Source organism: Kitasatospora sp. NPDC018058, from assembly GCF_044327205.1.
In the GTDB taxonomy this organism is placed as follows: domain Bacteria; phylum Actinomycetota; class Actinomycetes; order Streptomycetales; family Streptomycetaceae; genus Kitasatospora.
Map to the genome: position 1 here is coordinate 42,794 of NZ_JBIRFA010000019.1, position 22,511 is coordinate 65,304.

The window sequence follows — 22,511 nt, forward strand, 5'->3', positions numbered from 1 at the left end:
CCCCGGACGCATGTCTCCTCGACGCGCCTCATGGGCCGACAGGTCAGGCGGCGACCGCTTCCTTCCCGGCGACCGGGAAGCCCGCCGCCGCGGCGGCGGGCTTCCGCATCCCCTTGAGCAGCACCACCACCGTCGCGGTGACCGCCGTGCCCGCCGCGACCGCGACCAGGTACAGGAACGGGCTGCCGATCAGCGGGAGCACCCAGATTCCGCCGTGCGGGGCACGCAGGGTGGAGCCGAAGGCCATCGACAAGCCACCGGCGGTCATGCTGCCGGCGATGCCCGCCGGGATGACCCGCAGCGGGTCGGCCGCCGCGAACGGGATCGCGCCCTCAGTGATGAACGAGGCGCCGAGCACCCAGGCCGCCTTGCCGTTCTCCCGCTCCTCGGGGCTGAAGAGCCTGCTCCGGACGACGGTCGCCAGGGCCAGGCCGAGCGGCGGGGTCATGCCGGCAGCCATCACGGCAGCCATCACCTTGAGGCTGCCGGCATCCGGGGTGGTCCCCGCAGTGGTGAGCGCACCGGCCGCGAAGGTGTAGGCGACCTTGTTGAGCGGACCTCCCATGTCGAAGGCCATCATCGCGCCGAGCAGCGCGCCGAGCATGATCGCGTTGGAGCCGGAGAGGCCGTTCAGCCAGTCGGTCAGGCCGGTCATCGCCGAGGCGATCGGCGAGCCGACCACCACGAACATCAGGAAGCCGACCACGGCCACCGACAGCAGCGGGATCACCACGACCGGCATGATGCCCCTGATCGCCCGGGGCACGTTCCAGCGGATCATCCACAGCACAAGGAAGCCCGCGACCAGGCCCGACACGATGCCGCCGAGGAAGCCCGCGCCGACCGCCACCGACACGGCACCCCCGGCGATGCCGGCGGCCAGTGCCGCCCGGTCCGCGATCGCCCAGGCGATGTACCCGGAGAGAACCGGGACCAGGAAGCCGAACGAGGTCTTGCCGGTCTGGAACAGCATCGCCGCCCAGCTGTGCGAGGAGGTCCAGTCGAAGTGGCCCAGCACGGATGGCGCGGAGGCGATCTGGTAGCCGCCGATCGCGAAGGCGAGGGCGATCAGCAGACCGCCGGCCGCGACGAACGGAATCATGTAGCTGACGCCCGTCATCAGGTACGTGCGCAGCCGCTGGGCCCAGTGCTCACCCGGCGCGCTCGCTGTGACAACCGTGGCGGGAGCGGTGACCGCGGCAGTGGTGGGACGGGTGCCGGCGCCGGTGACCAGCCCGGCGGCCTGCGCGATCAGGTCGTCGGCGCGGTTGACGCCGGCCTTGACGCCCACGTCCACGGTCGGCTTGCCGGCGAAGCGGGCCCGGTCCCGGATCTCGACGTCATGGGCGAAGATCACCGCATCGGCTGCCGCGATCACCTCGGGGTCGAGCGGCGTCGTCCCGGCCGAGCCCTGGGTCTCGACCTGGATCCGCGCGCCCGCCCGGGTGGCGGCGAGCTCCAGTGCCTTGGCGGCCATGTAGGTGTGGGCGATGCCGGTCGGGCAGGAGGTGACCGCGACCAGCCGCAGCCCGCCGTCGGCAGCGGTCGGCTGGAGAGTAGCAGGCGTCTCCGGAGCAGGGACCGCCTCCGTTGCAGCGACCGGCGCCTCCTCACCGTTGATCCGCGCCGCGACCGCGCTCGGGCTCTCGGCCTCGCGCAGGGCGCCGGTGAAGGCGGGGTCCATGAGCCGGCGGGCCAGCGCGGCGAGGATCTGCAGGTGGGTGTCGTCCGCACCCGCCGGTGCCGCGATCATGAAGATCAGGTCGGCGGGCCGTCCGTCCGGGGCGTCGAAGTCGACACCCCTGGCGCTGCGACCGAAGGCCAGGCTCGGCTGCGTGACGTGGGGCGATCTGCAGTGCGGGATGCCGATCCCGTCGCCCATCCCGGTCGGGGCCTGGGCCTCGCGGGCGGCGATGTCGGCGAGGAAGCCCTCGAGGTCGGTGACCCGGCCCTCGGCGACCAGCCGCTGCGCGAGGACGCGCAGGGCTTCGCTCTTGTCCTCGGGGGCGAGGTAGAGGTCAACGAGTGCGGGTGTGATCAGTCCGCTGGTGTCGCTCATCGTGTCGGTCCTTCGACTGGTGCCTGACGGTGTCCCTTGCCCCCGGGAAATTGCCGCCCTTCCCGTCCCACACGGTCGGGCGTGCTGCCTCCGGCGGTGGACGCCGGAGGACGTTCTCAACCGCTGAGCGGTCGGCCGAGCGGGAGGTCCGCCGTCACGACCACCGCGGCCGGGTCCAGATCGGCCGGGGTCGGCATGACGCTCCCCGGCAGTTGTACGGCGGCGGCGCCGTGCGCCAGTGCCGCCGCGAGCGCCTCGGGGCCGGTACCGCCCGCGCCGAGGAAGCCCGCGAGTGAGGCGTCGCCCGCGCCCACGTCGCTGCGGACGGCGGCGACCGGCGCTCTGCCGTACCAGCGGCCCTCCCCGGCGATCAGCAGCATCCCGTCCGCACCGATGCTGGCGAGGACCTGCTGGGCGCCGCGCTCGCGCAGCTCCTCGGCCGCGTCCACGGCGTCAGCGATGGTGAGGACCGGGCGGCCCACGGCCTCTGCGAGTTCCTCCCGGTTGGGCTTGACCACGTCGGGACGGGCCGAGAGCGCGGCCAGCAGCGCGGGGCCGGAGGTGTCCAGGGCGATCCGGGCACCGCCCGAGTGCACCTGGGCAACCACCTCGGCGTACCACTCGGGTGCCAGTCCGCGCGGCAGGCTGCCGCAGCAGGCGAGCCAGTCCACGTCGTTCCCGGTGCCCTGTCCGACGTCCTGTCCGGTCTTCTGGACGTCGCGGACGAGCGCCAGCAGTGCGGCGGACTCGGCGGCGCTGAGCTCGGGGCCCACCGCGTTGATCTTCGTGAGGCTGCCGCCGTCCTCGGCGATCGAGACGTTGATCCGGGTGTCGCCCGCGATCGCGACCGCCGCGACATCGATGCCCTGGCGGCGCAGCAGGTCGGCGAGCAGTTGCCCGGAGAGGCCGCCCAGGGGGAGGACGGCGCTGGTGCGGTGGCCGGCGGCCGTGAGCGCGCGGGAGACGTTGACGCCCTTGCCGCCGGGGTCGAGTCGGTCATGCGTGGCCCGGTTGACCTCGCCCGGGACGAGGGTTCCCAGTTCGTAGGTGCGGTCGAGGCTGGGGTTGGGGGTGATGGTGACGATCATGCGCGGATGACTTCCGGTCCGTGGTTCTCGATCTCGGCGGTCTGCTCGTCGGTCAGCCCGCTGTCCGTGACCAGCACGTCCACCTGGTCCAGCGAGCCGAAGCGGGCGAAGTGGCGGGCGCCGTACTTGGAGGAGTCGGCCACCAGGACCACCCGCCGGGCAGCGGCGAGCATGGCCCGCTTGACGGCCGCCTCGGCGAGGTCCGGCGTCGAGAGGCCGCCCTCCGGTGAGAAGCCGTTGGTGGCGACGACCGCGACGTCCGCGTGGATGTCCGCCAGGTCGCGCAGCGCCCACGCGTCGACGGCGGCCTGGGTGCTGTGGCGCAGCCGACCTCCGACCAGGTGGAGGGCGAGCCCGCGGTGGTCGGCCAGCCGGGCGGCGACCGGGAGGGCGTTGGTGACGACGGTGAGCGTGCAGTCGGCGGGCAGCAGGCCGGCCAGCCGCGAGACGGTCGTGCCGGCGTCGAGGATGACGCTGCCCTCGCTGGGCAGCAGGGCCAGGGCTGCCCTGGCGATGCGTTCCTTCTCGGCCGCGGCCGTGGAGTCGCGCTCGGCGAGGCCGGGCTCCAGGTGCAGCGCGCCGGCGGGCAGCGCGCCGCCGTGCACCCGGTGCAGCAGACCGGCCCGGTCGAGGGCGCTCAGGTCACGCCGGATGGTCTCCTGCGTCACGCCGAAGTCCTCGGCCAGCGTCGGCACGTCCACCCGGCCCTGCTCCTGGGCGAGGCGGAGGATCTCTTGCTGCCGCTCGGGTGCATACATGTGGGATTGGGTCCGTTTCATGTCTGTTCGCGCTTGGTTCAGGCCGACCATACGCGCTCGGAGCGGAAAAGCAAGAGGTCGTACCGGCTTTTACCGTCATCTTTGAGTTTGCCCGAACGTGTTGACACCGCTTACGGGTCGGGCATAGAACCAATCAAAACAACACGCTAACGGGCGTGAAACCACAGAATGCCTGGTCTTTCCGCTACCGCCCCCGTACCGCGGAGACCGGCTCCCCTCGGCTCACCCCCACTCACCCTCCGCGCGGGGCCACTGTGCCCCTCGTCCGCCGACCCGGCTCCCACCCGGGTCGGCGCTTCCCTCTCCTCCAAGGACTCCCATGCACTCGATCCAGGTCACCGTCGGATCCCGGAGCGGCCTGCACGCCCGCCCGGCCTCGCTGTTCGTCCAGGCCGCCGCCCGCCAGCCGGTCAAGGTCACCGTCGGCCGCCCGGGCCAGGCCCCGGTCGACGCCCGCAGCCTGCTCTCCGTCCTCGCCCTCGCTGCCGGTCGCGGCGAGACCCTGGAGCTCACCGCCGCCGGCGACCAGGCCCAGGACTCACTGAAGGCGCTCGCCGACCTGCTCGCCTCCGACCTCGACGCAGCGGCATGAGCGCTCCGATCCGCGGGATCGGCGTCGGTACGGGCAGCGCGGCAGGCCCGGTCGCCCGGATGGCGCCCGCGCCCGCGCTGCCCGCCCCGAGGCCCGTCCCCGACCCGACGGCCGAAGCGGCCGCGGTCCGCGCCGCCCTCACCGCGGTCGTCACCGACCTGGACGAGCGTGCCGCCCGCGTGAGCGGCCCCGCCTCCGAGGTGCTCGCCGCGCAAGCCATGATGGCCGCCGACCCCGTCCTCGCCGACGAGGCGGCCGCGCTGGTCCAGCGGGGCACCGACGGCGCCCACGCACTCGCCACCGCCTTCGACGGCTTCCGCGCCGCACTGCTCGCCGCCGGCGGTCACTTCGCGGAACGCACCGCCGACCTGGACGACCTCCGCGACCGCGCAGTGGCGCACCTGCTCGGCCTGCCCGTACCCGGCCTGCCGGACCCCGGGCACCCGTACGTCCTGGTCGCCGACGACCTGGCACCCGCCGACACGGCGCTGCTCGACCCTGCCCGGGTGCTGGCCCTCGTCACTGTCCGCGGCGGACCGACCAGCCACACAGCCATCCTCGCCAAAGCCCTCGGCGTGCCCGCCGTGGTCGGCTGCGCCGACGCCATTGAGCTGGAGGACGGCCTGCACGTCCTGGTGCACGGCGCGGACGGCGTGGTCGAACCCGACCCGAGCCCGGAGGCGCTCCGGCTGGCCACCGAGCGTGACCGCCGCCGCCGCGAGCTGTCTGCCGGGGTCCGGGGGCCGGGCCGCACGACGGACGGCCACCCGGTCGCGCTGCTGGTCAACCTCGGTGCGCCGCACGAACTGACCGGCGCTGCTGCCGCCGACTCGGAGGGCGTGGGCCTGTTCCGCACCGAGTTCCTCTTCCTGGACCGTACCGAGGCACCCGGCCGCGCCGAACAAGCCGCCGCCTACCGGAAGGTCTTCGCGGCCTTCGCCGGCCGCCGGGTGGTCGTCCGCACACTCGACGCGGGCGCGGACAAACCGCTGCCCTTCGTCACGGCCGCCGACGAGGAGAACCCGGCGCTGGGCGTCCGCGGACTACGGACGGCCGCCCGCGACCTCCAGCTGCTGGAGACCCAGCTCGCCGCGATCGCCGAGGCCGCCGCGGACGGCACCGCGCAGGTCTGGGTGATGGCCCCGATGGTGTCGGTCCCGCGGGAGGCCGCCGAGTTCGCCGCCCGGGTCCGCGCGCACGGCCTGCCGCTGGCCGGAGCGATGATCGAGGTCCCGGCAGCTGCCCTGCGGACCGACCGGCTGGCCGAGGTCTGTGACTTCTTCAGCATCGGCACCAATGACCTGGCCCAGTACACCTTCGCGGCCGACCGCACGCTCGGCTCCCTCGCCGAGCTGCTCGACCCGTGGCAGCCGGCCCTGCTGACGCTGGTCGCGACCGCCGCCCGGTCTGCCGCCGAACACGGCCGTCCGCTCGGGGTGTGCGGCGAAGCCGCTGCCGACCCGGCCCTCGCCATGGTCCTGGTCGGCCTCGGCATCACCAGCCTGTCGGCCGCCCCCGCCTCGCTCCCCGAGGTGCGGGCCGCACTGGCTGCCCACACCCTCGCGGAGTGCCGCGAGCTCGCCGACCTGGCCCTGCACGCCGACGACGCCGACGATGCCCGCAGCAAGGTCCGGTCAAGGATCGCCGGCGGCGGCTGATCCACTCCTTCGGGGCGCGGTCGGTCAGCCCGGTGAGACCGGTGAGAGTCTCACACGACCGGCGACCGGCGCGGGCCGGCACGGTCCGAGGGAGCCGGCGGTCACGGGTCAGCCCCCGTGCGCGGTGAGGGTGTAACCCTCGGGGCCTTCGAAAGGAGAAGGTCGGCCCGAACGGGCTGTCCACCGTGGGGGTCAGGATCCTGACGCCCGCGGCGGCGGGCGCGCCCGGCCCGCCTCACCGAGGAGGGCCGCGCGCGCCTGGCCGCCGTCCAGGACGCCGTCTACGCCATCGAGCGACACATGACGGCAGCGATCCCGCCCGAGCACGTGGCGGCACTGCTCGCCGACCTCGACCCCATGGCGGCGGCTCTGGAACAGTGACCGGCCGTCAGGATCATCACCGACCGGGAAGCCGACCCAGAAGCGGCACTGTTCTCAGGCCACGGCCGCGCCGCTGCCGGCGATGACCTCGGGCCGCAGCAGGGCCGCGAGCCGCTCCGCCGGGAGCAGGCGCTTGAGCACTCCGGACATCTGGACGAACGCGCCGCAGTCCTGGGTGGCTTCGATCAGGTTGGCCGCGGTGACCAGGGACAGCCCGGTGATGTCGGTGAGGTGGCGCCGGGCGGATTCGGCGTACCCGGCGGGGGCGTTGAGGCCGGTGCCGATCGCGGTCGCGCCGAGGTTGAGTCTCGTGGATCAACTCGACGGCCTCCGCCGGTCGGCCGCGGTCCTTTGCGGGTTCCAGCAGGCCGAGTTCCTCGTTGGCGAGGGCAGCGGCCTCCTTCCGGCGGCCAGCGCGTCGATCAGGTACGGGTAAGCGGAGATGTGCCCGTCATGGGGAAGTTCTCGGTGGCGCGCAGGGTATGGAAGCCCCAGTAGGCGTCGGCGGGGACGTCGCGGTCCCCGAGCAGGTCGTGTTCGCTGCGGGTGGCGGCGGTCATGGGTGTGCGGGTCCTCTTCTCGGAGTGGTGGGTCGGGTCACGCGGGGGCGAGCAGGGCCGACGGGTCCAGCGCCGCCACCGGCCGCACGCCGCCGACGGGCCGGCCGCCGCCGGTCGCCGGCTCCCCCGCGAACCCGGCCAGCAGCCGGGGGTCGACTCCCGCCAGCGCCAGGGCGGCCGCCGCCACCGGGATGCGTGCCCGGTTCGCCCCGTCGGCGATCTTCAGGGCGACGGCGCGGCCGTCTGGCAGCGCTGCGATCTGGACGCCCTCGAAGCCGTCCTTGGCGAGCAGCCCGGGTACCGCGCGCATCAGCTCGGCCACGTCCCGCCCCGCACCGGAGGCCATCTCCGGGTGCGTGCGCAGCGCGTCCGCCACCCGGAATTCAGGGGTCCCGGGCGCGCCGGTGGCGATGCGCGCGGCTGCGCGGGCCAGGCCGTGCAGGGAGACGGCGAACAGGGGGGTGCCGCAGCCGTCCACGGTGGCGCGCGCGATGCGCTGGCCGGTGAGGTCCTCCACGACTTCCGCGATCATCCGCTGGAGCGGGTGCTCAGGGGCGTCGTAGTCCTGCAGCGGCCATCCGTTGAGCTTGCAGAGGTGGAGCATCGCGGCGTGCTTGCCGGAGCAGTTCTGGGCGAGCCGGGAGGGCGGGCGGTCCTCCCGGATCCAGGTGTCGCGGATGGCCGGGTCGTACGGCAGGTCAGGGACGTTGCGCAGGTCGTCCTCGGTGAGGCCGGCAAGCGCCAGGATCCGCCGGGCACCGGCGAGGTGGCGTTCCTCGCCGGAATGGCTGCCCATAGCGAGGGCGAGTAGTTCGCCGTCGAGCGGCAGTCCCGCCCGGACCATGGCGACGGCCTGGACGGGCTTGAGGGCCGATCGCGGGTAGCACGCGGCCTCCGCGTCGCCGAGGTGGAGCCGGAGCTTGCCGTCGCCACCGAGGACGACGACGGAACCGTAGTGGGTGCTCTCGACCACGCCGCCCCGGGTGACGTGGGCGACGGGCGCGTGGCGGGGCTCGCGGATCGCGGGCGCGTCCGCGAGGGGGCTGGTGAGCATGACTGCCTCGATCGGTGATGGCTTGGGGCTGCTGACCTGTGTGTCTGGGGGCGGCTGGCCCGGGCGGACGCGCGGTGGGTCCGCGGGGTCCCCCGGGCCGCCCGGGTTCAGTCGTCGGCTCCGGCGGCGGTGCGCGCGATGCGCCCGCGGATCGCGTACCAGCCGGCGACGAGTGCCGCAGCGATGAGCGGTACGCACAGCACGGTGGTGCGTCCGGCGCCGCCGTCGGCGTACATGAGGACCAGGACGGCAGCGAGGAAGGCCAGCGTCACGAGTTCGGTCCAGGGCGAGCCGGGCAGGCGGTAGCCGGGGCGGGTCAGTTCGCCGGCCGTGGTCTTCCGCCAGAACAGGAGGTGGCAGACCATGATCATGCCCCAGGTGGCGATGATGCCGAGGGCCGCGAGGTTGAGCACGATCTCGAACGCGTCGGCGGGGACCACGAAGTTGAGGCCGACACCGAGGACGCACATGCCGCTGGTGAGCAGGATGCCGCCGTAGGGCACCTGGGTGCGGCTCATCCGTGCGGTGAAACGCGGGGCCGATCCGTTGACGGCCATGGAGCGCAGGATGCGGCCGGTGGAGTAGAGGCCGGAGTTGAGCGAGGACATCGCCGCGGTGAGGACGACCAGGTTCATCACACTGCCCGCCGCCGGGACACCGATGTGGGAGAGCACCGTCACGAAGGGACTCTGACCGGAGGTGTACTTGTTCCACGGCATCAGCATCGACAGCAGCACGACCGAGCCGATGTAGAACAGGCCCACGCGCCACATGATCGAGTTGATCGCCTTCGGCATGATCTTCTCGGGGTTCTCGGTCTCCCCGGCCGTCACGCCGACCAGTTCGACGGAGGCGTAGGCGAAGACGACGCCCTGGATGATCAGCAGCATCGGCAGCAGGCCGTTGGGAAAGATCCCACCGTTGTCGGTGATCAGGGACGGACCGGGTACGACGCCGTCGACCGGGTGCTGGGTGACGAGCAGGAAGATCCCGATTCCCATGAAGACGACCAGGGCGCTGACCTTGACGATGGCGAACCAGAACTCCAGTTCGCCGAAGATCCGCACCGAGATGAGGTTCACGGTGAGGACCACGGCCAGGGCTATGAGCGCGATCACCCATTGCGGGACGCCGGAGAACAGGTGCCAGTAGTGGGTGTACGTGGCGACGGCGGTGATGTCGGCGATGCCGGTGGTCGCCCAGTTGAGGAAGTACATCCAGCCGGCGGTGTACGCGCCCTTCTCCCCCAGGAACTCCCGGGCGTACGACACGAAGGCGCCGGAGGACGGGCGGTACAGGACCAGCTCGCCGAGCGCTCGCACGACGAGGAACGCGAAGACGCCGCAGATGGCGTACGCGACGAACAGGGAGGGCCCGGCGTCGGCGAGCCGTCCGCCCGCGCCGAGGAACAGCCCGGTGCCGATGGCACCGCCGATGGCGATCATGTTGACGTGCCGGGCTTTCAGGGACTTGCTGTAGCCGGTGTCGCCGGCGTCGACGTGACGGGTCGTGGGGCGCTTCTCGTCTTTGAGGAACTGCTCGCTCACGCCTCGGCTCTGCCTTCTCTTGAGGTGTCCGCGCGCTGGGGGCGCACGATGTCGGTGAGGGTGGCCTCCACGCGGTGGAGGTGGTGGGACATCGCCTCGACGGCGTCGGGCTCGGAGCCGTCGATCAGGGCCTCGACGATCGCTCGGTGCTCGCAGTTGGACTGCTCGCGCCGACCGCCGAGTTCGTTGAGGAGGGTCGACTGACGCGCCAGTGCGTCACGGATCTCCTCGATCACCCGGCGGAACACCGGGTTGCCGGAGGCCTCGGCCACCGCCAGGTGGAACACGGTGTCCAGGGCGACCCACGCGGTGGTGTCGGTCTCCCGCTCCATCCGGTCGAGCAGGTGGGCCAGGTGGTCCAGGTCCTCCGGGGTCCGGCGCAGCGCCGCGTAGCCGGCGACCGGGATCTCGACGTGCCGGCGCACCTCCAGGAGGTCGCTGGCCGCGTAGTCGCCGAAGGTGGGGTCTTCGACCGTGTTCGCCACGACGAAGGTGCCCTTGCCGGTCTTCGAGACCGTCAGGCCCATGGCCTGCAGGGCACGGAGTGCCTCCCGCAGCACGGGCCGGCTGACCTCCAGGGTCCGGCACAGCTCTGCTTCCGAGGGGAGCTTGTCCCCCACGGCGTACTGACCGCGCTCGATGGCGCTGCGCAGGTGGCCGAACACCGCTTCCATCGCGCTGACGCGCCGCGGAATCGGACCACCTGTCTGGCTGTCTGACAGGTTCACGGGGTGATCCTCCGGGTCGGAGCGCAGTGGTGTCAAGACACCGGGCTCGACGGAACGACGTCCGGTGCACTCCGCCGAGCGCGCACCTTGCTCTCGGCGGTGCGATCAGGAGCCACGTTCGACGTGGCCCTGGCAGCAGCCACCAGGGCGTGCACCACCGCCGAATCGAAAGCCATTTCGGGGTGCCACTGCACGCCGACCACGAAGCGGTGCCGGGTGCTCTCGATCGCCTCGACGGTGCCGTCCGCCGTGCGGGCGCCCACGATCAAGCCGGCCCCGAGGGACTCCACCGCCTGATGATGGTGCGTGGCGACCTGGCGGGTCCCCGGAAGGAGCGCGCCGATCCGCGTCCCCGGCACCGTGGTGACGGCATGGGGGGAGAAGTGGCCGCCGTGCAGGTTGTGCCCGTGGTGACCCACGGTTTCGGGGAGGTGCTGGATCAGGGTTCCGCCTGCGTGCACGTTCATCAACTGCATTCCGCGACATACTCCCAGTACCGGCATGTCACGCGTGAGAGCCTCGGCCAGCACGGCCCACTCCCACCGGTCGCGCTCGTGCACCGGCGGTCCCGTGCACGGATGCGGCCGCGCCCCGTACAGCGCGGGATCCACGTCCTCGCCGCTGGTCAGGACGATCGCGTCCAGCCGCGCGACGACATCGGCCGCGGCTTCCGGCGCGTCCGGCGGCAGCAGGACCACGCGGCCGCCCGCCGCCTGGAGACAGCTGATGTACGCCGCGGGCAGCAGCGCGGCGGGCAGCTCCCACTCCCCCCACTGAGCGTCGGCGAGGTAGGTGGTCAGTCCGATGAGTGGCTTGGGCATACCACTTCCTTTCAGGGGCGGGAGTCGATCGTCGACGGCCGTCTCCTCCGCGGCCCACCCGCCCGACGGACGCGGGGTCAGGAGGGCTGCGGAAGAGGGGGTGCACGGCCCCCCGGGCGCACGAACGCGTCCGACGAGGGAGATGGTGTGGCACGGACCCGGGGGCGGAGGCTTGCGCATTCGGGCCGCGAGCAAGAATCCTGCTGCCGTTCATGCTTAAGCACAAGAAAAGACATCTTCGCGACAGATAAGTGAGCCTTAACTCCGTGCAGAGACTCGACCCCCGGTTGCTCGCCACCCTCGAAGCAGTGGTCCGCCACCGCTCCTTCAACGCCGCCGCACGCGAGCTGGGCTACAGCGCGCCCGCCGTCTCGCAACAGATCGCCGAACTCGAACGCCGCGCCGGCCTCATCCTGATCGAGCGCCGCCCGGTGCGCGCCACCCCGGGCGGCATGGTCCTCCTCGACGCCGAACAGCGCGTCCGAAGCGCACTGGCGGCGGCGTCCGTGGAACTCGACGCCATGCGTGCGGGTACGGCCGGACGGATCAGGCTCGGCGCCTTCGCCTCCGCCGCCGCCGGCATCGTCCCGCAGGCGCTGGCAGAGCTTCACGCGACCTATCCCGATGTGCAGGTCAGCCTCTCCCAAGTGGAGCCCGAGGCCGGCTACAGCCGGCTCAAACGGGGAGACATGGACCTGGCCCTCAGTTACGACTACGACTTCATCCCGATGCCACCGCCCCGGACGCTGCGCCGAACGCTGGTCGCACGGGACCCGGTCGTAGCGGTCGTCCCGGCCGACCACCACCTCGCCCACCGGGACGTCATCGACCTGGCCGGCCTCGCGTCCGAGACGTGGATCGCAGCTCCGGAGGCCGCGTTGCGCCTGGAACTGCTCGCTCAGATGGCCAAGACCCCGGGCTTCCAGGCCCGCCTGGAATACGACGGCGACGACTTCAACACCGTGCTCGGCTTCGTGGCCGCCGGCCTGTGCGTCGCCGTCATGCCGCGGCTGGCCCTCCCCCCGGGTAGTACCCAGGTCGTGGCGCGCCCCCTCGCCGAACCGGAGCTGACGCGCTTCATCTACACGGTCCGCATCGACACCCGGCACGCCCCGCGCGCCCTCCTGGCCCTGGAACGGATGCTCGCCGCGCAGGCACTGGCCGCCCTCTCATGAGGCGGGGGCAACGCCTCGACGACTTCGGACCCGAACGTCGCCGGCCCGCCTGCGGGCCGGCTCTCCGGGCAACCTCTCACGCCTCCGCTTTCTCCGGGCAACCTCTCACGCCTCCGCTCGGACACTCCGGTCGGCGGTGAGCCGCTCCCGCCACTCGGCCACGGCAACGGGGGACATCGCCGCGAGACGGGCGATCATCTCGTCGTCCCGCCCGTCGGTCCAGCTGAGGACCCGGGTCAGGACGGTGTTCCGGACCAGGCGGACCTCCTTGAGCAACTCCTCCAAGCGCTTCAGCTCCTCCCCGGTGGCGGCAAGCGTGTCGTCGACCGCCGCCCTTTCCTCGGCCCGCTGTTGCCGTAGGTAGGCCGTCAGGCCGGTGAGGACCGCGCCGTCGTCGGCCGCAGCGCTGCGGAACGTCTCGGCGAGGTGGTCCAACACGCAGTCAGGGGCGTCGGCGAGACTCGCTCCCACGACCTTCGCGCCCTCCCAGCTGCTCCGTCCGGCATCGCTGGTCCGCAACCAGAGCCCGGCTTCGACCGGGGTGCGGTCGCCGCAGGCGGCCGCACGATAGGCGTACAGAGCCGCCCGGTGACCGTAGAAGGTGTAACCCTCCTCGATCCGGACGCCCGCCGGAGCGCACATCCGTCCCGGAACGCCGCCGTAACCGGAATCGGGTTCGTAAGCGGCGTAGCCGTCCAGCTCGGCGTCGGTGGCTGTCGCCCAGGCCGTGTCGCACAGCTCCGGATTCCGGGCTAGGAAGTCCGCCACTTCGACCCGCCATGCGGGAACCGGGCTCATGCGCGGTTCGGCCCAGGCCACCGTTCCCGTCGCGTCGAGCGTGTATCGGCAAGCCTGTTCGAGATCGGTCCAGGCCGTAGCGGCTTCGGCGGACCATTCCAGATCCCCGTCCGGGCCCACACGGTGCAGCGAGCCGATCACCCGCTGGACCAGGGGCAGTACCCGTCGGACCAGTGCGTAGAGCTCCTCGGCGCTGAAGAAGCGCCAGGTGTCGGTGCCCTGGTCGTCGACAGCGCGATGGGTGAACGGGAGTGCGAACACGGCCGGGGAAGGCAGAGCGCCATCGCCGGCCGTGGTCCGGCGGTGACCCGGGAGCCAGGGGGCGGCATCCTCATCCTGTGTTCGCCAGTCGGTGTCCCCGAACCAAACGGCACCGGTGGCGGCGTCGACAGCGAGCCACTGTTGGTAGCCATTACCCGGCCCGAACCGTTCCTGGTGGTGCTCGGCCTGCCGGTCGTGCCACACGTATTCCGCTGGGGGCGGATTGAGTTGGACGGCGACGAAACCGTCCGGCGGGGTGTACCCGACGACGACGTGTGCTGTTGGCTTGCTGTGCTCGGTCCCGGACATGCGGCTCCCTCCGTGCCGGACCGTGGCGGTTCCGCCACTGTGCGGCACCGAGCCTGCCCTGCGAGAGCCGTACGATCAAATCCGATCACTTGTGGACTTGTCACCCCATGGGGTCCGTGCACGAGCGAACGTGACGGAGCCGACGGCACGCGATCGCAGAGCACTGATGCTCCTCGCCGGCGGAACAGGACGTGAATCGCACCTTGACGCCGCACCATCGGGCGTCGCATGATCGACCCGCGAACCTGTCAGACAGCAAGACAGGCAGCTCGATTCCACGGTGCGCCAGAACCTCGGAATCGGCGTTCGGGTCCTGCGCAATCCCATCGAACGCGACGGGTACACCGGGGGCGACAGGCCACCGTCCGAAGTGGACTTGTACCAGGCCCTGGAGGTCGGCCAGCCTGCGCCAGGCGGACGCTCCGGGCCGCGCACAGGCCTGACAGTCTCGAAGATCGGCAAGGTCACCTTCGTCGCGACGAGTTACCGCGCCGCCGACCTTCCCGCCCAGAACGACTGCGGCGTGCCGCCAAGACAGGTTTCCGCCCTCTCTGGGGAGAGGACCCTCCCCAGCTGCTCGATCCAATGGAGCACGTGGGTTCCACCGATCCTCGACACGGCTCCGGACACGCGGAGCTGCGCGATCGCGTTCTCAAGGCCGACGCCGAGAAGGACATCTCACTCGCGTACGTAGCAGCTGGGGCCCGTGTCGCCCAGCTCTGCGGTACGCGTTGCCACCTGGACGCCACCCCGCGCACCTACGAGTGTCGGGCACACCCGGACGCGATGCCGCTTGCCGCTGGGCGGCGCACGAAGTTGGTGACGCAGCTCGGCGACTGTGGAAAGTGTCGGCGGTCCCGGACGACGGAGTAGCTCCGGGTCATGTCTGCGGGCCGGCCGGGTGTCGCCGGCTCAGAGCTGGGGCCGGGCATGAGCCAGGTGCGTTGGGCGAGGTGGTGGCGCAGGGCGTCGAGCCGGGCGAGGTGGGTGTCGAGGACGGCGTTGACGGTGCTCGTGGTGGCGGCGACTCGTGCTTCGAGGTCGTGGATCCGGTCCAGGAGGTCCTGCCAGCGCTTCTCGGCGGCGGCGACGGGGTCAGGCGCGGCGTCGGGTGCTGTCATCGCGAAGCTGGGTGGTGTGGTGGGTGAGGGCGTCCAGGCGGGTGGCGAGGTCATGCTGGCTGGTGCCGAGGTGGGGGCGGATGGCGGCGAGGGGCTCTATGAGGTCGGCGGGGTCGGTGGTGCCGAGGGCGGCGGTGAGCGCGGCCTGGGCGGGGCGGGCATCGGCTGCCAGATCGGTCACGGCGGTGATCCGAGCGGCGAGGACGCGCAGTTCGGCGGCGTTGTCGCGGGCCCAGGCGACCACGGTGCGGTCGGCGGCGCGGCGGTCGCGGACGGCCTTGACGCGTTCCGTACCGGTTTCGGCGGCAGGGGTGGTGGCATTGGCGGGGCGCAGGCGCAGGTAGCGGTTCTCGGCGGCCTGGCGGCTGGCGACGCCCATGGGGTGGGCGAGGTCGGCCCAGGTGGCGCCGGCGTCGCGGGCGTTCTCGACGAGGCCGGCTTCCCAGCCGGCGAGCTGGATGCGCAGTTCGCGCAGTAGCACCAGGGCGGCCAGCGCCTGTCCGGGGCCGGCTTCCTCGGGACTGTGGGGCCCGGCGCTTGGGCCGGGCGGGGTGGTGTCTGGGGCTTGGGCGGTGCGGACGGCGTCGTCGATGGCGGCTAGAGCCGCGGCGGCGGCGAGGAAGGAGACGGGCTCGGCAGCTCCGGCGGGGCGGGCCACAACCCTCTGACCGCACCGCTCAGGCGACGCCCGGGCCCCGTCCGCTCCTCACCCACAAGGAGGACCCGCGGTGACACTTCGGTGGGAGGCGTTCTTGGACCAGGTCCAAGAACGCGGCGAATACGACACACCCGAAGAGGCCGACCGCGCCGCCCGCGTCGTGCTGGCCCTGCTCGGCGCCCACCTCGTGGGCCAGGTCCGCGCGGAGCTGGCGGCCCGCCTACCCGAGACCATGGCCCTGATCCTGCTCAACCCCCTTCAGGCCGCCGAACCGCTCGATCCCGAGCGGTTCGTGCGCGCCACCGCGGCCTGGATCGAGGGCGCCACCGAGACCACCGCCCTGTGGGACATCGGCGCCGTCCTGTCCACCGTCGCCGACGCCGCCGGCGACCAGCTCATGGACCGCGTCCTGTTCCAGCTCCCGCCCGGCTACGACCTCCTCTTCGGCCGCCCCCGAGCCGGCCACCGCCCCTGACCCCGCCGCCGCGCCGACCGCGCGGCCCCACCCCGGAAGGCCGCCCGCCATGACCCGCTACCGCCGCCTCCTCCAGCAGGTCCGCACCAGCGGCCGCTACCCGAGCGACGAGGAAGCCGAACGCGTCCTGGATGCCGTCCTGGCCCTCCTCGGCTCCCAGCTCACCGGCGACGTGGCGCAGGGCGGCGGGGGTGTTCTGGTGGTTCTCGGGGATGCCGTCTTCGGCCAGGGTGGTGCGGGCGGCGCGGGTCAGGGCGGTGACCGGATCGCTGGCACCAGTGGCCTGGGGGGCGGCGGTGGCGCTCAGGCACCCGTTCGCCTCCGAGGCACTGAACGAAGGTGTGGACGTCTACACCCTGGCGGATCTGCTCGGCCACGAGGACCCGCCTTCACGCTCCGTAGGTACGTACACCGTGTCGCCCGGGTGCTCGACAAGGCCCGGGAGGCGATCGGGCGGCGCTACCGCACAGCGGCGTGACCTGACCCCGGCCGGATGTGCACCGGATGTGCACCGGGTTCGCGAGCACCACCTGACCCGAACGGGTCAGGTGGCAGGGGCCCGATGACTCGGATGGACCACCTGACGGGCGAAGCAAGGAAGTTGGACCTACGGTGCGGTGCGAGGGGGCCACACAAGCGAAAGGCTGTTTCGGCATGGCTGGGAAGTTCGAGCTGTACAGGGACGAGAGCGGAATGCACCGGTTCCGGCTCAAGGCGAGCAACGGGTCGGTCGTGGTGACGGGCGACCCGCAGGAGAGCAAGGACGACTGTCTGAAGAGCATCGAGTCGATCCGCAAGCTCGCGCCGTACGCGGAGCTCAAGGAGGCGGCCGGGTCGGCCTGAGCCGGACAGGGCCTGTCTCTCCGTGGTTCTGGCGGAACCGGCAAGGACCCGAGAGACAGGCCCTGGCGCTGAACACGCGGGTCGGTGGTGCAAATCGCCGACCCGCGTTCGCTTGTGCGACAGATCCCTTTGGCCGGAAGCATGCCGGGCACGGACAGAACACTGGCATGCGCGTCGTCATCGTCACCGAATCCTTCCCGCCCGAGGTCAACGGAGTCGCCCACAGCGTGCTGCGGACGGCCGAGCACCTGGTCCGCCGGGGCCACCAGCCCCTCGTCGTCACCCCCGCGCCGGCGCGGGGCGCCCAATGCCCACCGCAGACCTTCGGCACCGGCGCCGAGGCGGAGCGGATCCCCGTGGTGCGGATCCCCTCGATGCCGCTGCCGGGCTACCCGCAGGTGCGGATCGCGCTGCCGAGCCGGCGGCTGGCGGCCGCCGTCGCCGGGCACCGGCCGGACATCGTGCACCTGGCCAGCCCGTTCGTGCTGGGCGCGCGCGGGATGCAGGTCGCGGCGCGGCTCGGAGTGCCCGCCGTCGCCGTGTACCAGACCGACCTGGCCGGATACGCGCACGCCTACCGGGCCGGACGGGGGCTCGGTGAGGCCGCGGCCTGGCGGCGGATCCGGGCCGTGCACCGGGCGGCCGCCCGCACCCTGGCGCCGTCCACCCCGGCCTCGCAGGACCTGACCGCGCACGGGGTGCCCCGGGTGCAGCTGTGGCCGCGCGGGGTGGACTCGGTGCGCTTCCACCCCCGGCACCGGGACGAGGCGCTGCGCCGGGCGCTCGCACCGGGCGGGGAGGTGCTGGTCGGGTACGTCGGGCGGCTGGCGCCGGAGAAGCGGGTGGACCTGCTGGCGGCGGCCTCCGCCCTGCCCGGGGTGCGGGTGGTGGTGGTCGGGGACGGACCCTCGGCGCCGGGACTGAAGGCCTCGATGCCCGGTGCGGTGTTCCTCGGCCGCCGCACCGGCGAGGAGTTGGCGCGCTGTTTCGCGACGCTGGACGTGTTCGTGCACACCGGCCCGCTGGAGACCTTCTGCCAGACCATCCAGGAGGCGATGGCCAGCGGCGTGCCGGTGATCGGCCCGGCGGCCGGCGGCCCGCTGGACCTGGTCGCCCACCACCGCACCGGCCTGCTGGTGCCGCCCCGGGACGGCGCGGCGGTGGCCCGGACAGTGGCCGAGCTGGCCGCCGACCCGGCCCGGCGGGCCGCGTACGGGAAGGCCGGACGGGCCGAGGTGACCGCCCGGACCTGGGAGGCGGTCGGGGACCTGCTGCTGCGGCACTACGACGAGGTACTCGCCGAGCACCGGGGGCTGCCGCTGCGGGCCACTTCCCCGGCCTCGGAGTCGGGCCCGGCCTCGGCCCCGACGGCGCCGGTGGTGCCCGTACTGCCGGAGGAGCTGCCGGCATGACCGACCTGCCTCGCTCCGAGGGGTTGACCATCGTCCGGCTGGCCAACTTCGTCACCCCGGTCTCCGGCGGCCTGCGCACCGCGCTGCGCCACCTCGGCGCCGGGTACCGGGCGGCCGGTCACCGGCCAGTGCTGATCGTGCCCGGCGAGCGGCGCTCGGTGGCGGACACCGGGCAAGGCCTGGTGGTCACCCTGCCCGGCCCGGTGCTGCCGGCCAGCGGCGGCTACCGGCTGCTCGCCGACCGGCGGGCGGTGGAGGCCGAGCTGACCAGACTCAGCCCCGACCGGCTGGAGGTATCCGACCGGACGACCCTGCGCTGGACCGGCGGCTGGGCCCGGCGGCACGGCGTCCGCTCGGTGATGGTCTCGCACGAGAGCGCCACCGGGCTGCTGCGCACCCGGGGCCTGCCCGGTCCGCTGGCCTCGGCGGCCGCCGACCGGCTGAACGCGGCCACCGCCCGCGCCTACGACTCGGTGCTCTGCACCACCGACTGGGCGGCGGCGGAGTTCCGCCGGATCGGTGTGCCCAACCTGGTCCGGGCCCCGCTCGGAGTGGACCTGACGGCGATGCGGCCGCTGCCGCCGACCGTACGGGCCGAGGAACGGGCCCGGTACGCGGCGCCGAAGGACGTGCTGCTGGTGCTCTGCTCGCGGCTGTCGGCGGAGAAGCGGCCCGAGCGGGCGGTCGAGGCACTGGCCCGGCTGCGGGCACTGGGGCTGCCCGCCGTCCTGGTCGTGGCCGGGACCGGGCCGCTGCGGGAACGGCTGACCGCCCGGGCGGCCCGGCTCCGGCTGCCGGTGCGCTTCCTCGGGCACCTGGGCCGACGCGAGGCGCTGGCCCGGCTGCTGGGCTGCGCGGACGTGGTACTGGCGCCCGGGCCGGTGGAGACCTTCGGGCTGGCCGCGATGGAGGCGCTGGCCTGCGGCACCCCGGTCGCGGTCAGCCGTTCCTCCGCGCTGCCCGGGCTGATCGGGCTCGCCGGGGTGGCGTCCGTCGACACCGGGTCCGGATTCGCTCTCGCCGTCCGGGAGTTGCTCGGGCGACCGGAGGAGGTGCGGCGGGCCGCCGCCCGGGCGCAGGCCGAGCGGTACGGCTGGCCGGCCGCGGTGGCGGCCTTCCTGGCGGCCCACGGGGTACGGAACTCGGGAGCGATGGACGGGGGTTGGGATGAGCCTGCTGAACGCCGGGCCTGACCGGTCGGCGGAGGAGCGGCCCGCGACGGGCGAGCTGCTGCGCTTCGTCGCGCTCGGGGACTCGCTCACGGAGGGGATCGGGGACCAGGTCGGCGAGGAGTGGCGCGGCTGGGCCGCCGTGCTGGCGTACTCGCTGGCGCCCAGGGGCCAGAAGGTCGAGTTCACCAACCTGGCGTACAGCGGGGCACTGACGGCCGATCTGGCGGCTCGTCAGCTTCCGGCGGCGATGGCACGGCGACCGCAGCTCGCCGCGGTGGTGGTCGGCGGCAACGACACCCTGCGGTCGGGCTTCGACATCCGGCGCACCGCCCTGGAGTTGGACGCCACCATGGGCGAACTCTCCGCCCACGGCGCCGTGTTGCTGACCGCCTGCCTGCCCGATCCCGGCACCCTGCTGCGACTCCCGGCCCCGCTGGCCCGCCCGCTGGCGCGGCGGATGCGGGCGGTCAACACCGTGGTGCACGCGCTCACCGCGCGGCACCGGGCCGTGCACCTGCACATCGTCGAACTGCCCTGGTGCGCGCAGCGCCGACTGCTGAGCGTGGACCGCCTCCACCCCAGCGCCGAGGGGCACCACCTGATCGCCCGCCGATTCCACGACCTCCTCACCGAGGCCGGCCACCCGCTCGGCCCGCCGCCCACCACCGAGGCGGCCGAACCCCCGCCGGGCCGGGCCGCCGACCTGTGGTGGATGGCCACCAAGGGCACCCGCTGGGTCGTCGCCCGCAGCACCGACCTGCTGCCGGGCCTGCTCGCCCTGGCGGCGGCCGATGGCCTCGCCCGGTTGCGCGGGGCGAGCGGGCGGCACGACGAGCGGATGGCCCGGGCGGCGGCCCAGGCGCTCGCCTCGCTGGGGTGAGTCGTCAGCCCTCGGCGTGCCGCTGGATGCCGTCGAGGAGGTAGCCCAGGCCGAGGGCGAAGGTGCCGTCCCAGTCGCCGCCGACTCGTCGCCGGTCTGCCAGGTGGTCTGCATCAGCGCCGAGCCGATCACCTCGTCGGACAGCCCGTACGCCGCCGCGGTCGGGTGCGGCTCGGCGAACCCGGCCGCGAGCAGCGTGGCGTGCCGGAACTCACTGCGGGCGAGCACACGGGGCCGAGCATCGGCCGCCCGAGCAGCCCGGCCGACCGGGGAGGGGCCCGCCGGGTACTCGGGCACGGTGCTGGCAGTGGCCCACGACCGGTGGTTCGCGGCGGACTTCGCCCGGTACCTGGTGTTCGGCGCGGGCGGGGAGGTGCACGAGAGCGCGGAGCCGGTGCGGGACGAGGGGCGGGTGAAGCGGTGAGCACGGGGCTCCCGGGGGAACCATGACTGCGGCCGGGGGTGTCGTCCCCGGGTGGAGCAGCGTGCTGGAACGGCTGCTGGAACAGCGTGGCCGAACAGCATGGCGGAGGGAGCTGGGGTGGAAGCGTCTGGTAGGCCGGGCCGGGGGATCCTCGCGGCGGCGGGGGTGTTGTTCCCGGACGTGGACGGGCGGGTGCTGGTGGTGCGGCTGCCGTACGACCGGAAGCATCCGGTGGCGATTCCGGGTGGTGGCTGGGACCCGACCGACCGCTCGCCGAGGGAGACCGCCGCACGCGAGATCGCCGAGGAGCTCGGGTTCACACCCCGGTTGGGTCCGCTGGCCTGCGTCGACTGGGCGATGTCCCGGACCCGGCCGCCGATCGTGGCGTACCTGTACTGGGGTGAGCCACTGACGGCGGAGCAGGTGGCGGCGATCCGGCCGGACGCGGCGGAGGTCGGCGGATGGGTCTGGCTGACGACGGAGGAGGCGGGGCATGCGCTGCCGCCCCGGCTGTCACGGCGGGTGACGGCCTGTCTGCGGGCGCCACGGGCGGCCGGGCCGCTGGAACTGGAGGACAGCCGGCCGGTCGGGCACACGCTGCGGGAGCTGCCCGCCGACGGTCCGGTGCCCGAGTACACCGGGCTGGCCGCCGCGCCCGGTTTGGGAGCGGCGGACGCGGGGGTGGCGCAGGAGCAGCGGCCGGAGCCGCCGATGGACCGGGACACCTACTACGCCACCCGGCCGCGGATCCGGGCGAAGGCGCGGGCGCTGTTCACCGACGGTGACGGGCGGGTGCTGCTGGTACGGCTGCGGCCCTGGGACGGGCCGCGCGGGCAGGTGCCGTACTGGACGCTTCCGGGCGGCGGCGTCGAGGCGGACCGGGAAGGACCCCGGGCCGCGGCGCGACGGGAGATCCGCGAGGAACTGGGCTGGGAGGTCGAGCCCGGGCGGCTGCTGGTGCTGGACTGGCAGCCGGGGATGGCCGCAGACCCGGGGGCCGACCCGGCGACCGGTCGGGACACCGCCGTACTGGTGTACGTGTTCGACGGCGGCACGGTGACGGAGGAGCTTCTCGGCACGATCGCGCTGCAGGAGCACGAGTTGGTCGAGTGGCGGCTCTGCGACCCGGCCGAGGCGCGGGCGCTGCTGACCGGGCCTTCCTGGGACCGTACGGCCGCCGCGCTGGCCGCCCTGGAACGGGCGGGCGGCGGGCCGGTCGAGCTGGTGCGGGGGCGACCCGTCGGCCAGGAGGTGGCCGGTGGAGGACACTGGGGGCATGCCGAAGGGAATGCGGAACGGGATCAGTGAAGTGCTGACCGGTCGGCGGGTGGCCGCCGTCAACGGCGGCGGACGGCTCGACCTGCGGCTCGACGGCCCGGTGACCGTCCGGGTGGCGCACGAGTTCCGCTTCGCGGCGCCGTCCTTCGCCGCGCCGGAGGAGGTCGAGCACTTCTTCCCGGCGCTGACCTTCCGTCCGACCCCCACCCTGCTGGCGCTGGTCGGCCGGACCGTCGACACCGCCCGGATCACCCTGGCCGGCGGCCTGGAGCTGGGCTTCGCCGAGGGCGGGGCCCTGTCCGTCGCGCCGCATGCGCTGCTCGCGCCGTGGAGCGTGCTGACCGCCGACGGGGCGGTGTGCGCGGGGCTGCCGGGCGGCGAGGTGCGATGGACGGAGCCCGGCGGGGCGTGAGCCGCCGCCGGGGCCTCGTCCTTCAC

General features: G+C 73.3%; 21 protein-coding genes and 1 pseudogene. 11 read left to right on the forward strand and 11 right to left on the reverse strand.

The window, feature by feature from the left end; genetic code table 11:
• Positions 1-43: 43 nt before the first annotated feature.
• From ACH4E7_RS26080 to ACH4E7_RS26090, 3 genes are all read right to left on the reverse strand, one after another.
• The gene (locus ACH4E7_RS26080) at positions 44-2,059 is read right to left on the reverse strand and encodes a fructose-specific PTS transporter subunit EIIC (RefSeq protein ID WP_396251467.1); all 2,016 of its coding nucleotides are present in this window, start codon (positions 2,057-2,059) and stop codon (positions 44-46) included.
• Between the two features lie 116 nt (positions 2,060-2,175).
• Positions 2,176-3,147 (reverse strand): 1-phosphofructokinase, encoded by a 972-nt coding sequence (gene pfkB / locus ACH4E7_RS26085; RefSeq protein WP_396251468.1) that lies wholly within the window; start codon positions 3,145-3,147, stop codon positions 2,176-2,178.
• Positions 3,144-3,905, reverse strand: coding sequence for a DeoR/GlpR family DNA-binding transcription regulator (locus ACH4E7_RS26090; RefSeq protein WP_396251469.1), 762 nt, complete (start codon positions 3,903-3,905; stop codon positions 3,144-3,146). The genes pfkB and ACH4E7_RS26090 overlap by 4 nt, the downstream gene beginning before the upstream one ends.
• A gap of 340 nt (positions 3,906-4,245) precedes the next feature.
• Here ACH4E7_RS26090 and ACH4E7_RS26095 point away from each other — a divergent pair, with 340 nt between their 5' ends.
• Positions 4,246-4,518 (forward strand): HPr family phosphocarrier protein, encoded by a 273-nt coding sequence (locus ACH4E7_RS26095; RefSeq protein ID WP_396251470.1) that lies wholly within the window; start codon positions 4,246-4,248, stop codon positions 4,516-4,518.
• Positions 4,515-6,176, forward strand: coding sequence for a phosphoenolpyruvate--protein phosphotransferase (gene ptsP, locus ACH4E7_RS26100; RefSeq protein ID WP_396251471.1), 1,662 nt, complete (start codon positions 4,515-4,517; stop codon positions 6,174-6,176). The genes ACH4E7_RS26095 and ptsP overlap by 4 nt, the downstream gene beginning before the upstream one ends.
• Before the next feature lie 507 nt (positions 6,177-6,683).
• Here the strand turns inward: ptsP and ACH4E7_RS26105 are convergent.
• From ACH4E7_RS26105 to ACH4E7_RS26125, 5 genes and pseudogenes are all read right to left on the reverse strand, one after another.
• A pseudogene (locus tag ACH4E7_RS26105) lies at positions 6,684-7,117 on the reverse strand (lyase family protein); the annotation flags it as partial.
• A 37-nt stretch (positions 7,118-7,154) separates the two neighbouring features.
• The gene (locus ACH4E7_RS26110; RefSeq protein WP_396251472.1) at positions 7,155-8,171 is read right to left on the reverse strand and encodes an asparaginase; all 1,017 of its coding nucleotides are present in this window, start codon (positions 8,169-8,171) and stop codon (positions 7,155-7,157) included.
• A 107-nt stretch (positions 8,172-8,278) separates the two neighbouring features.
• Positions 8,279-9,718: an amino acid permease gene (locus tag ACH4E7_RS26115; protein WP_396251473.1), complete on the reverse strand. Its 1,440-nt coding sequence runs from the start codon at positions 9,716-9,718 to the stop codon at positions 8,279-8,281.
• A complete protein-coding gene (locus ACH4E7_RS26120) occupies positions 9,715-10,392 on the reverse strand; it encodes a FadR/GntR family transcriptional regulator (RefSeq protein ID WP_153467634.1) in 678 nt (225 codons plus the stop codon). The genes ACH4E7_RS26115 and ACH4E7_RS26120 overlap by 4 nt, the downstream gene beginning before the upstream one ends.
• An 86-nt stretch (positions 10,393-10,478) precedes the next feature.
• Complete coding sequence (locus ACH4E7_RS26125; RefSeq protein WP_396251474.1) at positions 10,479-11,267, reverse strand: gamma-glutamyl-gamma-aminobutyrate hydrolase family protein; 789 nt, start codon at positions 11,265-11,267, stop codon at positions 10,479-10,481.
• A gap of 266 nt (positions 11,268-11,533) precedes the next feature.
• Here ACH4E7_RS26125 and ACH4E7_RS26130 point away from each other — a divergent pair, with 266 nt between their 5' ends.
• Positions 11,534-12,442: a LysR substrate-binding domain-containing protein gene (locus ACH4E7_RS26130; RefSeq protein ID WP_396251475.1), complete on the forward strand. Its 909-nt coding sequence runs from the start codon at positions 11,534-11,536 to the stop codon at positions 12,440-12,442.
• A 105-nt stretch (positions 12,443-12,547) separates the two neighbouring features.
• Here ACH4E7_RS26130 and ACH4E7_RS26135 read toward each other — a convergent pair whose 3' ends face one another.
• From ACH4E7_RS26135 to ACH4E7_RS26145, 3 genes are all read right to left on the reverse strand, one after another.
• Positions 12,548-13,810, reverse strand: coding sequence for a hypothetical protein (locus ACH4E7_RS26135; protein ID WP_396251476.1), 1,263 nt, complete (start codon positions 13,808-13,810; stop codon positions 12,548-12,550).
• Positions 13,811-14,568: 758 nt separating this feature from the next.
• Positions 14,569-14,931, reverse strand: coding sequence for a hypothetical protein (locus ACH4E7_RS26140; protein ID WP_396251477.1), 363 nt, complete (start codon positions 14,929-14,931; stop codon positions 14,569-14,571).
• On the reverse strand, positions 14,906-15,589 hold the full coding sequence (locus tag ACH4E7_RS26145) for a hypothetical protein (RefSeq protein ID WP_396251478.1): 684 nt from the start codon (positions 15,587-15,589) through the stop codon (positions 14,906-14,908). The genes ACH4E7_RS26140 and ACH4E7_RS26145 overlap by 26 nt, the downstream gene beginning before the upstream one ends.
• 70 nt (positions 15,590-15,659) lie before the next feature.
• Here ACH4E7_RS26145 and ACH4E7_RS26150 point away from each other — a divergent pair, with 70 nt between their 5' ends.
• From ACH4E7_RS26150 to ACH4E7_RS26185, 8 genes are all read left to right on the forward strand, one after another.
• Positions 15,660-16,064 (forward strand): DUF2267 domain-containing protein, encoded by a 405-nt coding sequence (locus tag ACH4E7_RS26150; protein ID WP_396251479.1) that lies wholly within the window; start codon positions 15,660-15,662, stop codon positions 16,062-16,064.
• Positions 16,065-16,718: 654 nt separating this feature from the next.
• Complete coding sequence (locus tag ACH4E7_RS26155; protein WP_396251480.1) at positions 16,719-16,907, forward strand: YegP family protein; 189 nt, start codon at positions 16,719-16,721, stop codon at positions 16,905-16,907.
• Positions 16,908-17,074: 167 nt separating this feature from the next.
• Positions 17,075-18,319 carry a glycosyltransferase family 4 protein gene (locus ACH4E7_RS26160; protein ID WP_396251481.1) on the forward strand — a complete coding sequence of 415 codons (1,245 nt, stop codon included), beginning with the start codon at positions 17,075-17,077 and terminating at the stop codon, positions 18,317-18,319.
• The gene (locus ACH4E7_RS26165) at positions 18,316-19,512 is read left to right on the forward strand and encodes a glycosyltransferase (protein WP_396251482.1); all 1,197 of its coding nucleotides are present in this window, start codon (positions 18,316-18,318) and stop codon (positions 19,510-19,512) included. Before ACH4E7_RS26160 ends, ACH4E7_RS26165 begins: the two co-directional genes overlap by 4 nt.
• Positions 19,487-20,371, forward strand: coding sequence for an SGNH/GDSL hydrolase family protein (locus ACH4E7_RS26170; RefSeq protein WP_396251483.1), 885 nt, complete (start codon positions 19,487-19,489; stop codon positions 20,369-20,371). The genes ACH4E7_RS26165 and ACH4E7_RS26170 overlap by 26 nt, the downstream gene beginning before the upstream one ends.
• 16 nt (positions 20,372-20,387) lie before the next feature.
• Complete coding sequence (locus ACH4E7_RS26175) at positions 20,388-20,795, forward strand: hypothetical protein (RefSeq protein ID WP_396251484.1); 408 nt, start codon at positions 20,388-20,390, stop codon at positions 20,793-20,795.
• A 117-nt stretch (positions 20,796-20,912) separates the two neighbouring features.
• Positions 20,913-22,103: an NUDIX hydrolase gene (locus ACH4E7_RS26180; protein WP_396251485.1), complete on the forward strand. Its 1,191-nt coding sequence runs from the start codon at positions 20,913-20,915 to the stop codon at positions 22,101-22,103.
• The gene (locus tag ACH4E7_RS26185; protein ID WP_396251486.1) at positions 22,072-22,485 is read left to right on the forward strand and encodes a DUF6188 family protein; all 414 of its coding nucleotides are present in this window, start codon (positions 22,072-22,074) and stop codon (positions 22,483-22,485) included. The genes ACH4E7_RS26180 and ACH4E7_RS26185 overlap by 32 nt, the downstream gene beginning before the upstream one ends.
• Positions 22,486-22,511 lie beyond the last annotated feature (26 nt).